We start from the raw sequence: 12,486 nt of genomic DNA on the forward strand, positions 1-12,486 counted from the left end.
ACACAAACACCAAATTTTCTACCCAATATCAAGCAATGCCTAACACACTTAATGTACGCCTATACTCAGCCCATTCACCAATATCACACCAGGATTTTTCGCTAATGGGATAGGCTCCAACGCGCGCGCCCCTCATCCTAGCTGCATCAATGAGGTCAGTGATATGATAAAACTTTCCAATGGGGATCTCCTCTAGCAAATGAGGTTCAAGAATATATAGGCCGGCATTAATCATATACGTCAGTTCTGGCTTCTCTGTCAGATTAGTCACTTGCCCGCCTTCCTCAGTCTCAACCGTTCCATAAGGAATCTTAATATGCTTCAGAGATACGACCATGGTGATTTCGTTATTCTGCTCACGGTGATAGTCAAGGAATTCGCTATAGTCAGCATCAATGACGATGTCACAGTTCGATACAAAGAACGTTTCGCTAATTTGGCCCTTGATCAGATTTAAACTACCTGCTGTCCCTAACGGTTCATCTTCCTTGAAATATTTGATATTGTAATCCGCGCCCTCTAAATGATCAAAATACGACTTTATGAACTCCGCCTTATGATTAACGGAGAAATGAAAGCGTCGACAACCAACATCATGAAACTTGTCCATGATGGTTTCTACGATGGTTTTGTCACCCAAAGGAAACAGCGGCTTTGGAAGTATATTAGAGAATGGCTTCAAGCGTGTGCCTTTTCCTCCTGCCATAATTACAACCGGCAGATCAATCTGCCCTTTGGATGGTTTTACATGAGTGAATACATCATCCCAGAAATGAACATCCACAAGCTGACCCTCATCGTTGAGAACTGGCATAAACTCGGTCCTGAATTCCAGCATCAATTTTTTGACCGATTCAAAGTCATCCGATTGATGAGCCAACCGAACACCCTCTGTTCGCAAAACTTCCCGCACAGGAGTATCAAGGCTCTTATTGGCGATAATGGCGCGCTGGATATCACCTGCGCTAACAATCCCCTGATACCGATCGCTATCAATGAGACATAACAGACGTACGTTATCAGAGTCCATCTTGGAAAACGCCTCGCGGATAGACATATCCGGGGGAATGGATACTGCCTTCAGTTTAGTCAACTTTGCTGGTTCTATTGTATTCACGATAAATAGTTGTTAGTTGCGCAATTTATTCACCCATGGATAAATTTTCAGCTTCCTCGTCAGCCAGGGAGCAAGGCATATCAATACGATGAGCTGCAAGAGGTATAACGAATACGAGACCCGTCCCAGATTCACCAGAATTGAATGATCCAGAACATCCCAGCCTATCATCCCCCGTGGAGGTCGTATCAACATTTATTTTTTCACCGATCATCAAAACAAACCGCAAAGAGGTCAAATTAACAAGCGGGCACCCCCTTCACGATCTCGTTTGCCGGCACATCCTTCGTGACTACTGCTCCAGCGCCGACTGTGGCTCCTGCACCCACTTGCACATGTGGAAGTATGGTAGCATTCGCACCAATATAGGCACCATCCGCTATCGTCACATGACCTAAAATCACAGCTGCAGGAGCGATTGTAACAAAGTCACCAATGGTTGCATCATGCATCACCCTTGCACCAATGTTGATTTTGACACCACAACCTAATCTGCAACCTGCCGAGACATAGGCGAGTTTTTGAATCACCGTGCCCGCCCCCAATTGGGCATATTTTGACACCTCACCGCCAACAACCACGGGTAAGTGAAAACCACGCTTCTGATATGAAACCGCTATTCTTTCTCTTATTGTAGGGGTGTCCGGAGAAATGACAACCTGGTCAGCTGTCTCCTGCGGACCGTGACCTAACAGCCAATGGTCGTCTCCAAGAATACGGTATTGTTTGCAGCATGCATCCAAATCCTTGTTATGGTCGATCAAACCCAGGATGGGTACATTGAGCGATTCGAGCAATTCAACCATTTCATGAAATGCCCCCACTAGAAAAACACCGTCCTTCATATCATTGGTTTGCTAATGTATTGATCAGTTCCTCACAAACGTAATCCACGTCTTCAGTTTCCATTCTAAAATGCAGCGGCAGTGATAACTCACGACTGCCGATGTCCTCGGTCATTGGCAGATGTGTTGCAAACTCATGGTAACAGGCAAACTGATGTACCGGCGGGTAATGCATGGACGTGCCGATGCCCTCATCGGCTAAGGCCTTCCGGATGTTCTTCCTATTTCCGCAATTGAGTAGTATTCCCATGACGTAGTTGGAGGAGACGCCGGGGTAATCGGCAAACGGCACACAAACATCAGTACACGACCCGAGATTCTCGCGATAGCGATTGGCCAGGGCGAGCCGTTTCTCCAGATCGGCTTCGAGCTTAGCGAGCTGGGCCAGACCTATTGCCGACCGGATATCATCCATGCGGTAATTGTAGCCCCAGTCCACTACATCGTAGAACTCCTTACCCTGTTCGCGATCAAAGGCGGTCGCAGTCATGCCGTGGGCGCGGAGCAGCCTGCAGCGTTGGTCAAATTCCTCATTTTGGGTGAGCAGCATACCGCCTTCACCGGTCGCCATATTTTTGTTCGAATAGAAGCTGTAGGCGGCAAAATCACCAAAGGTGCCCAAGTAACGTCCATCCCGCTGCCCAAGCGGGGCGTGGCAGGCATCCTCAATGACCTTGAGACCGTGTTTGTTAGCTAGAGCACAAATCCTGGTCATGTCCGCACCGTGGCCACCAAAATGCATCGGTATCACCGCTTTGGTCCTTGCCGTGATTTTGCGTTCTATGTCCCGGGGGCAAATAGTCCAGTCCTGCAGCGACACAACATCTGCAAACACAGGGACGGCACCGGTCATCCTGACGGCACTTGCCGTAGCGACAAACGTCAACGATGGCACGATCACCTCGTCTCCCGGACCAATTCCGCAAACCCTCAAAGCCAGATGAAGCGCAGCCGTACAGTTCGTCACTGCGATGGCATGGGAGGAATGGTGCAAGCGGGCATACTCATCTTCGAATTCCTTGGTTTTTGGCCCCATGGAAATCCACTTCGAGCGCAGTACCTCAATAACGGCATCTTCTTCCTCCTGTCCGAAATTGAGGTCAAATAATGGAATGTTTCTCATATCTGTTTATTACATCTTCTGGTCGAGATTCTTATGGGTTTCAACATGGTTGAGTTCAGGCACGGCCGTCGCCACGGCCCGGACAAGATCCTCCTTGGTCCACGTTCCCTTGGTTCTACAGGCCTCGATCATTGCGAGAGCCTTGTCTAACCCCTCACGACCATGATAGACGGGATCCGTCACCACGCCCACCGTCTGGTAGCGATCAAGATCCAGGCTTTCGTCCGGGTCATTGAATTCCTCATACATTTTCTCACCGCTGGTATCCGAGCCGGAAAAATAGCAGGGCCAATCACGGTCACCCGGCTGCATTTCGGCGGCTTTGGCAAGCGCCTGCGCATCACTGTCGCACTCCAGAGCACGGTACCCCTGCGCATGTAAAAACGTGCGGGCAATATCGGCGAAGCTCATCATATCCTTGTCTGGACGAAACTGCGGAAAATAGATTTCACGGTTATTGCCATCAAAACAAGAGAGCAAACACAGCTGGCCCGCTTCTTCATGGGTGATGAAGTACCGCAGCACATCGGATGGAGCGCTGAGAGGCTGTCTTTTTTCAAAGCGATGCCGGAAACTGTGCAGCAGACTGCCATCCGAAAACGCCACATTGGCAAAGCGTGCGCTGGTGAATGACATTTCATCTGCCCGTGAGAGGAAGATCCTTTCCATGAATGCCTTCGAGGCACCCATGAGATTCGCCGGGCGCACCGACTTATCCGAGGACACGCTGAACACACGCTGCAGCTGCTTCTGGCCGGCGAGTGCATCCAGCAGCCTGGCGTTACCAGCGACATTGACCTCCAGCAGCCGCATCAAGGTGTATGGATCGCGCTCTGACCGCACATGTTTCAGCGCTGAAAAATTCAAGACATAATCATATTGTTCAACCTTGAGCAATGCTGCCATCTCCATCGCGGAAAAATCGATGGCGTAAGTTCTAAAATCATCCGGGAGGTGAATGCCGCCCGACCTGAGCTGGCGCACCACCTCCACCAGATTGTTTTCGCTGACATCGAGCAGGTGCAAGCCACCTAATCCATATTGTGCCAGCTCGGTGACAAACGCGGAACCAATGGACCCGGCCGCCCCGATCACCAATACCCGCGCACTCCCGAGAGCATCCTTGATGTTGGCACGCGCGTGCTCCATGTCCTCACGCAGAAAGGAATGATCACGCCCCAGTATGGTCGGTAATATATCGTTCATTTGCATAGGTATTCGTTTTTCCACATCAACGCGACGCAGGGAATGCAGGCTATTTGGCAAGCAGCGACCGCACCCAGGCCACACAGTCTAGCCTGCCGACACGGTGCCATCACCGAAACGGTCCATGGAGTTTTCAATCAACCTGAGCATGCCTCCACTGATGGTCATCATCGCCATTGCTTCCTGGTAACCACCAATGACAAGGTAGAAAAAGAATGGATACACAACCATGGGCAAACCCACAAACATCGCGTAAATATAATAGGGTGTCCCCTCCGCCCTCCTAATCACCCGCAAGGCATACCGCACAAAAATAATCATCCCGATGGTAAGTAGAAAAAGTCCTACATAACCTACCCGGTTAATCGTCTGGATGGGGCCGCTGTGGTACTGCCCCGCGCGCATAAAGTGCTCCTGCATCATTTCGGGAGTCAAACCACCTTCCATATACAATTGCCCCTGGAATTTCAGGTCGTCCATACTGAATCCAAAACCGTCACCAATGAACTTATTTTCAATATATTTGTCGGACGTCATCACCTCTCTCCACATATCGTATCGCCATTGAGCCGAGCTGTTAGCATCCCCCTCGGCCAGAGCATCCCAATTTCCTGGTAAAAACGAAAGAGTCCGTTGGACAGGGAGAGGCAGATCAAAAATCTGGCCATTTCCGCCGACGAGTACGCATAACATAATGATGCCTCCTAATACAGCCACAACAATATCCTCTTTATGGCGTCGTATAATGGCAGCTGCAATATACATCATGCCTATCCAGATTAACAAGCTACGAAATCCACTCAATAGCGCCGCAAGCATGACAATCACAAACCCCAATACTATTAAGGGTCTGCGGATGTTCACCAATCCTAATGGTCGGGTAATAGCGAGCAGCCATGCAAAGAGAGGCTTCACTATATACGATAAATACTCCTTCCTACCAACACTATACTCGTTTACCTGGCCGTATCCCCCTTCGACGGCCAAGGAGGACATAATCCCCCCGATGCTGTTCAATTGATAGATTCTTGCAATATAAACCCCTATACTAGGGAACACACTTGCCACGACCTCCAACGCGGCCGACCCTATGCCACCAAATAAATAAAATTTCGCAGCCAACCGAACCTTTTTTAAATCCACAACTTGTGTACCCAGTACTAGAAAGACGATAGCCGTCACTGCGATTTCAAAATATGGACGCCCTCCTACCGTATCCCCGCCTAGAATAGACAAACCCACAGGATTCCTCATAAATGCTTGTGCCAGGCAAGCATATTGAATCAGTATCATTCCTTCTATCCAGCTAAATCTCAAACGAATTTCATAACGCTTTACCATCCAAATCATGACCATTACAACTGCAACCCCCATCGTTATAACGTCCTTTAATGCAAATCCTCCAGGCAGCAGGCTTAGCGGAAATCTGAAAGCGTAGAACAAGGGAATAAGCAGCCAGATGGATCGTTGCATGACTGCGATTACAACCAGAATCACAATTCCAGCAGCCACGGACATGGCCATCTCATGATCAGTGGCTGACCATTGCCCTAACAATAAAGCTAGTGGTAATAGAACGACAAAAAGGACTGCCAGAATTATGGTACGTTGATTCATTCTATGAAATTAATTAATTGTTACGTTAAGTGTTCGCTCAGATAAGCACGTGAGCTTTCGACATACGGGCCAAGGCGATCCATGACTACTCGGTAGTCGATAACTTGGTTCATGACTTCCTCAAAGTCAGCTGCCGATTTTAACATGCGCTGCTCGAGCTCTGCTACTTGCAAGGGTTTTTGAATCCGGTATTTGATACGATCATTGTAGAGAGTCACGAACTGACTCTGCGTCTTAATCGCATACAAGGTGCCATGAAAAGTGCCTGCCACCACGGCACTGGCTCGCTCCATGATCGCCGGCCATTCAAGCGGCCCTAGTTTCATATTATTCTCATCTGCCCAGCTCTGGGAGTAACCTAGGGCGATGATTCTGAGGCCGTTTTTTCTTGCGTAGGCTACAATAGCTTTTCGCTCATCCTCAGAAACTTCATAGGCATAAACCACTAAGTGCTTTTCCTTGGTTACTGGAGTTTCACAGTATTCCATATCCAACCACGTGGGGTCTACCACCACCAGCGGATTGCGTCCGCAGGCCTTCCTTACGATGCAGGCGGTGTTCTCATCTCGGGCACAAATGCCGTCCATCCCTGCCAGGCCTTCTTTCACCCAAGTGGGAATAACTGTCTCAGGATGCACTGTGCCTGAACTGGGAGCGTAGGCAATTCTCTTGCCGTGATATTCCCTGCCAAAATCACCAAAATAGACGTGATCGTGCCCGAGCCACGGCCATGAAAAATCCCAAACCACATCACTGCCAATAACCACCACATCATACTTCTCCCATTTCACCTCGTTCACATTGGTAGTAAACTCGCTGAGCGGGAGTTCTTGATAGGCTTTCCTGAATACTCGCTCCTTAATCCAAGCATGATACAACTTCCATGGACGGCGGTAAACCCACGGTCTGAAGGTTTCACGATCGTGATGGTGCGCATTCTTGTAATTGATGATTTCTACCTCGTGTCCCATGGACTTAATATACTCACATAGACAATACGCCTGAAGGTACCCTCCGTGGTTAGGTCCCAGATGAAATGTGAGTATTCCAATTTTCATCAAATAATCGCAGTTTGTCTCCCCAAAGGTCAATTTGTTCAATATACAGTCGTAATTTCCTCGATGGATCGCCTTTGTGAGGCTGGCGCAGCAAATTCATCTACCGGTACGCCCACTCCCAGCAACATCATAATCACCTCGTCATCACTTAGGCCAGCAAGCCCGCGAAATTCATCGTCCCGCTCGTTGGAAGCCAACCAACACATCGGCACGCAGCCCAACTCCTGATGGTGCAAGGCATACATCAGGCTCATACTAAATAAACCACCATCGATAAAGGCTTGGTTTCTTTCCTTAAAGCCATCAAAAACTTTTAGGCTGGCTGTAACAACCAAGATTGTTGGAATAGTGTGACCGAAACCACGGTTGCCATCCTGCAAAGCTAACAAGGCATCCACTCGCTTCTTATCCTGATATACGTGTACTCGCCAGCATTGCCGGTTACATACGGAAGGCGAAAATCTTGCCGTGTCGATGGCATCATATATTTTCTTTAGCTCAACTGTCTTATCTAAATCAAAGACCCTACAACTATGACGGCTTCTCGCAAATTCTGCAAAATTACTTTGCGATTTTGAAAAATATGTTTCTCTCTGGTAGTTACGACTCCCTGCCACAACATCCAATACACATGGATCATCTTTACCAAAGTCAATTTCCTCATCAGTATATAATTCACTAAGATCAATACCTAAATCGTGGTGTCTATCCATGTAAGATCGCACCACTTGAACCGCTGTTACGTAATTGATATTATTGCACCAATTAAATTTCCTACCTCCTTGTTGTAGCAACCTAATAAGTGACTTTACGATGGGCACTCCAAAGCAGGGGCGAAAATCCGGCATGCTTAAACCTTTTTCGACAACATGATAGGATGCAATGATCCTGCCTTCATGCTGGCCGGAATCGTAGCTATTACGATTCCATCCCAGACAAGCGTGTTTGGAGTATCGCACCATATCCCTCCAGTATGAACGAAGCAATTTAATATATTCGTTCAATAGACGTATGCGCATGGAAAGCTTCATTTTTTTTTGAAGTTGGGGAGGTGGAAAGTTAAATTAAAAATAGGAAATGAGCTATGAACTCATAACGTGCTGTTTCAGCATTTCGACTTTACCCCTAGTCTCTCATTTGGTCCCCTATTGAGTACCAAACGAAAAAAGTGTTGTAGGTGAAATACCTTTTAAAAAGGCGGCGTGGCTCCTTGCAGAGGCGGTAGAGCCATTCGATGCCGCATTTTTGGATCCAGGCGGGCGCTTGTTTGACCTCGCCGGCGTGGAAGGCGAAGGCGGCGCCGATGCCGAAGTAGACGGCGGGGGGGAGTAGGTCCTTGTGCCGGGCGATCCAGTGTTCCTGCTTGGGGCAGCCGAGGCCGACCCAGACGAGGTTGGCGCCGGAGTCGCGGATTTTCTGGCAGATGCGGTCGAGCTCGTCCTCTGGCCATTCCCCGAAGGGAGGCGAGTAGGCACCGGCAATGGTGGTCTCCGGGTAATCGGTGGCGAATCGTTGCTGGAGTTTGTCGAGCGTGCTTTGTTTACCGCCGAAGAGGAAGTGGCTGAACCCGTGATCTCCCTGGGTGGCCTCGATGGTTCTCAACATCAAGGTGGGGCCGTAGACGCGGTCGGTCAGTTTTTCTTTTTCCTCCAGCTGACGGTTCACCGACCAGACCAGCGGCATGCCGTCGGGGGTGATGAGGTCGAATTTTCCCATCGTCTCGCCGAAACTGCGGTCGTGTCTGGCGAGGGCGGCGACGTGGGTGTTGGCGGCTTCGACAGCGTAGGCCCGGCTGTGGTCGAGGGCGGCGGACTTGATCCAGTCGATGGCATTCTGATAGGTGGTGACCGCGACGGGCAAACCGATGACATTTACCGTCTTGAAGGACGGCAGCCGGGAAGTGCCTCCTTCGCCAAGGCTACTGCGGGCAGACTTGACGTCTTGACGTCCTGAAGTCATTGTTTTTTTACCATGGAAGACACGTAATTTTCGGATGAGGACCTGGCCGTGAGGCTGTTTTTTTGACCGCAAAATACGCTGAATACGCGAAAGAAGACTTGGGTTGCTACTTCATTTTTTGACCACGAATCTGGCGAATTGGGCGAATTTTTTCTTGGGCGATGGGAGCAATTTTGGAACCGCGAAATAGGCGAAATGCGCGAAAATTTTCTTGGACGATGGAAGCCCAAAATTGGCTGGACGATGGAACCCCGCCGCAGGAAGCAAGCTTCCCAGCCGCAGAGCGGAGGCAAGCCGTCCGCACTCCAAGGACTTCCAGACTTCCCGACTCAAACACAGTAAGGCTCGATGGCGCGCAGGTTTTTGGTTTGGGTGGTGGCGGTGTCGCGCTGGGTTTGGGTGTCGAAGAGGTAGACGGCGTAGCCGCCGTGACCACCGCCGCAGTATTTGCAGGCCAGTGCGCCGGCGATGTTTGGGAGCGGCTCCATACCTTCGTCGAGTTGGGCATCATGATAGAGGCGGATGCCTTCGGCTAGTTGCTGGATGTCTTCGTTGAGAATTCCCAGACGGGCTAACTTCGCCGAGGTCTCGATTTTGTCGTAATCGCGTTGGCGATCGGCGAAGCCGGGGGTATCGTGTTCGGAGCCGGTCCAGAGGATGGCCATCTTGCCTGCCAGCATATCGCCATTTCTTTTGAAATCGAGCACCGGGCGTTGACCGCTGCGCCAGACGCAGAGTCCGGTTTCCCGGATGACGGCGGGGTCTTGCCAACCGACTCCGAGGTCGAGCTCGGCATCGACGCCGTCTTCTCCATTGAGAAGTGCCCATGCGCCACTGCCGCCGAGTCCGGAGCGTTTTTCGTAGTTCCACGCACGCAGACTAACAAGTGGCGAGATGGCGCAGTTGACAATATAGGCACCCTCGCGGGAGTGACGTGGCACATCCAACCAACCCCCTGCGAAATCGACCCGGAGAGGTGCTTCAGTGGGAGCCTTGACCCATTTGACGATGCCCGATGTGGAAACCGGGTCGAATTTAGGAGGGGTTTTGGCAAGCACATGATAGCTGGCTCCAACCTGGTTGCAGAGGTCGCGTTTGATGGTTTCGTATTGGTCGTCTTCGGTGACGGCCAACACATTGGGTCTGGCTTCGAGAAAATAGGTTTTAAAATCCAGGCCCATATCATGGTCAGTTCCTATGACAACCTCATCGATCATTCGAAGACCCTCAAGCACGGCCTTCTTGTGTTCGTCAGGAATCGACGACCTGCGTTGTTTGTGATGCCAGAGAACGTCTTCAGAGGCAAAGCTGACTGTCAGGTGATCGCCGAGTGCCCTTGCCTCTTCAAAAAACTGGAGGTGTCCAGCATGAATAATATCGTAACATCCGGAAACAAAAACACGTCTCATAATTAAATCTATCAGGTTATTTGGACCTTAGTGATCCTGAGTCGACGGCATTCAAAAAATACTTGTAGGCACTGCTCAGCCCATCATTCAATGGCACCCTGGGTTTCCAGCCAAGTGAACGGAGGATGGTGTTGTCCATGAGCTTGCGGTGGGTGCCGTCAGGCTGCGATGGGTCGGTCTCGATCTTACCTTGATAGCCAACGGCATCCGCCACAGCCCGGGCGAGTTCGATGATGGTGACGTCCTCGCCATAACCGACGTTGACCCAATCGGGCGGGCTCTCTAACTCCATGAGATGGAAACAAGCATCGGCCAGGTCGTCGACGTAGAGAAACTCCCTCCGGGGTGTTCCGGTGCCCCAGATGGTGACCGTCTCCGCCCCGGATTCCATGGCCTCATGAAATCGGCGGATCATCGCGGGGATGACATGGGAATTCTCAGGGTGGTAGTTGTCGCCGGGGCCGTAGAGATTGGTGGGCATGGCGGAGTGAAACATGACACCATACTGGGAACGGTAGTGCTGGCAAAGTTTCAGACCGGCAATCTTGGCTACGGCGTAGGCTTCATTGGTCGGCTCCAGTTCAGATGTGAGAAGACAATCCTCGGGCATCGGCTGGGGTGCCAATTTTGGGTAAATACACGAGCTGCCAAGGAAGAGCAAACGCGTGACGCCTGCCTGGTATGAGCCTTCGATCGCATTGGCGGCAATCATCAGGTTCTTGTAGATGAACTCTGCCGGGTAGGTGTTATTGGCGTGGATTCCCCCGACTTTGGCTGCTGCTACAATCACTTCATCCGGCCGGTGTTCGGCCAGATAGGCGTGGGTGTCAGCCTGGTTGACAAGATCCAGGCTTTTTCTGCACGGTGTGAGTATATCCTTGTAGCCACGGTTTTCGGCGGCGCGAACCAACGCCGAACCCACCATTCCACCAGCACCGAGTATGAGGAGTTTTTTCATCTTTCCCGGATATGCATATTGCTTGGGACGCGTACTCAGGTTGGTGGCGGGCAAGATGCCCACGCTGCCTTTAAGACTCCTTGGCAACAGCCACGTTGTAGCCGTGCAATTTGAGCAGGGCGTGCCGTTTGGCTTGATCCAGGTCGTTAGCCACCATCTCGGCGCACATTTCCTCGACGGTAATCTCAGGAGTCCAGCCGAGTTTTTCCCTGGCTTTTGTCGGGTCGCCCAGCAGGGTTTCCACTTCGGCTGGGCGGAAGTAGCGCGGATCGACTTTAACAATCACATCCCCAACAGAAACGGCGGGTGCCTTTTCGGAATCAACGGCGCTTACGGTGGCAATTTCCTGCAATCCTACACCGGAAAATGAGAGCTCTATGCCGGCCTCGCGAGCCGACATGGTGACGAAGTCGCGGACGGATATTTGTTTTCCGGTGGCGATCACAAAATCGTCCGGCGTATCCTGCTGGAGCATCATCCATTGCATGCGCACGTAGTCCTTGGCATGGCCCCAGTCGCGGAGAGCGTCCATGTTTCCGAGGTAGAGGCAGGGCTCAAGCCCTTGGGCGATGTTAGACAACGCCCGGGTGATCTTCCGGGTTACAAAGGTTTCTCCTCGACGCGGGGATTCGTGGTTAAAGAGGATGCCGTTGCAGGCATACATACCGTATGACTCGCGGTAGTTCACCGTAATCCAGTAGGCATACATCTTGGCCACGGCGTAGGGTGAGCGTGGATAGAAGGGCGTGGTCTCCTTTTGTGGGATCTCCCGGACCTCTCCAAAAAGCTCGGAGGTGGAAGCCTGATAGAAACGGGTTTTCTTCTCAAGGCCGAGGAAACGGATCGCTTCCAGAAGCCTGAGAGTGCCGAGGGCATCGACGTCAGCGGTATATTCAGGGGCCTCAAAGGAGACCGCCACATGCGACTGGGCACCGAGGTTATACACTTCATCCGGGGTAATTTCACTCAACAGGCGGGTAAGGTTGGATGTATCGGTCAGGTCGCCGTAATGAAGATGGAAACGGGCATTCTCGATATGCGGGTCTTCGTAGATGTGGTCGACACGCTCGGTGTTGAATGAAGAAGCACGCCGTTTGATACCATGGACTTCGTATCCTTTTTCGAGGAGAAACTCCGCGAGGTAGGAGCCGTCTTGTCCGGTGATTCCGGTGATGAGTGCTTTTTTCATGTGTG

The 12,486-nt window shown here is 50.9% G+C and carries 11 protein-coding genes; all 11 read right to left on the reverse strand.

What is annotated here, in order from left to right; all coding sequences use genetic code 11:
- Positions 1–28: 28 nt before the first annotated feature.
- A complete protein-coding gene (locus tag H7A51_11175; protein MCP5536775.1) occupies positions 29–1,057 on the reverse strand; it encodes an NTP transferase domain-containing protein in 1,029 nt (342 codons plus the stop codon).
- Between the two features lie 299 nt (positions 1,058–1,356).
- Positions 1,357–1,962 (reverse strand): hypothetical protein, encoded by a 606-nt coding sequence (locus H7A51_11180; protein ID MCP5536776.1) that lies wholly within the window; start codon positions 1,960–1,962, stop codon positions 1,357–1,359.
- Position 1,963: 1 nt separating this feature from the next.
- The gene (locus H7A51_11185; protein ID MCP5536777.1) at positions 1,964–3,085 is read right to left on the reverse strand and encodes a DegT/DnrJ/EryC1/StrS family aminotransferase; all 1,122 of its coding nucleotides are present in this window, start codon (positions 3,083–3,085) and stop codon (positions 1,964–1,966) included.
- A gap of 9 nt (positions 3,086–3,094) precedes the next feature.
- Complete coding sequence (locus tag H7A51_11190) at positions 3,095–4,291, reverse strand: polysaccharide biosynthesis protein (GenBank protein ID MCP5536778.1); 1,197 nt, start codon at positions 4,289–4,291, stop codon at positions 3,095–3,097.
- An 87-nt stretch (positions 4,292–4,378) separates the two neighbouring features.
- A complete protein-coding gene (locus H7A51_11195; protein ID MCP5536779.1) occupies positions 4,379–5,908 on the reverse strand; it encodes a hypothetical protein in 1,530 nt (509 codons plus the stop codon).
- Between the two features lie 20 nt (positions 5,909–5,928).
- A complete protein-coding gene (locus tag H7A51_11200; GenBank protein MCP5536780.1) occupies positions 5,929–7,008 on the reverse strand; it encodes a polysaccharide pyruvyl transferase family protein in 1,080 nt (359 codons plus the stop codon).
- A complete protein-coding gene (locus H7A51_11205; GenBank protein ID MCP5536781.1) occupies positions 7,005–7,997 on the reverse strand; it encodes a nitroreductase family protein in 993 nt (330 codons plus the stop codon). Before H7A51_11205 ends, H7A51_11200 begins: the two co-directional genes overlap by 4 nt.
- Positions 7,998–8,091: 94 nt before the next feature.
- Positions 8,092–8,925, reverse strand: coding sequence for a WecB/TagA/CpsF family glycosyltransferase (locus H7A51_11210; protein ID MCP5536782.1), 834 nt, complete (start codon positions 8,923–8,925; stop codon positions 8,092–8,094).
- Between the two features lie 329 nt (positions 8,926–9,254).
- Positions 9,255–10,334 carry an adenylyltransferase/cytidyltransferase family protein gene (locus tag H7A51_11215; protein MCP5536783.1) on the reverse strand — a complete coding sequence of 360 codons (1,080 nt, stop codon included), beginning with the start codon at positions 10,332–10,334 and terminating at the stop codon, positions 9,255–9,257.
- A gap of 16 nt (positions 10,335–10,350) precedes the next feature.
- Positions 10,351–11,292, reverse strand: coding sequence for a GDP-L-fucose synthase (locus H7A51_11220; protein ID MCP5536784.1), 942 nt, complete (start codon positions 11,290–11,292; stop codon positions 10,351–10,353).
- A 70-nt stretch (positions 11,293–11,362) separates the two neighbouring features.
- Positions 11,363–12,481 (reverse strand): GDP-mannose 4,6-dehydratase, encoded by a 1,119-nt coding sequence (gene gmd, locus H7A51_11225; protein MCP5536785.1) that lies wholly within the window; start codon positions 12,479–12,481, stop codon positions 11,363–11,365.
- Positions 12,482–12,486: the final 5 nt, after the last annotated feature.

It is taken from the genome of Akkermansiaceae bacterium, assembly GCA_024233115.1.
Lineage (GTDB): Bacteria > Verrucomicrobiota > Verrucomicrobiia > Verrucomicrobiales > Akkermansiaceae > Oceaniferula.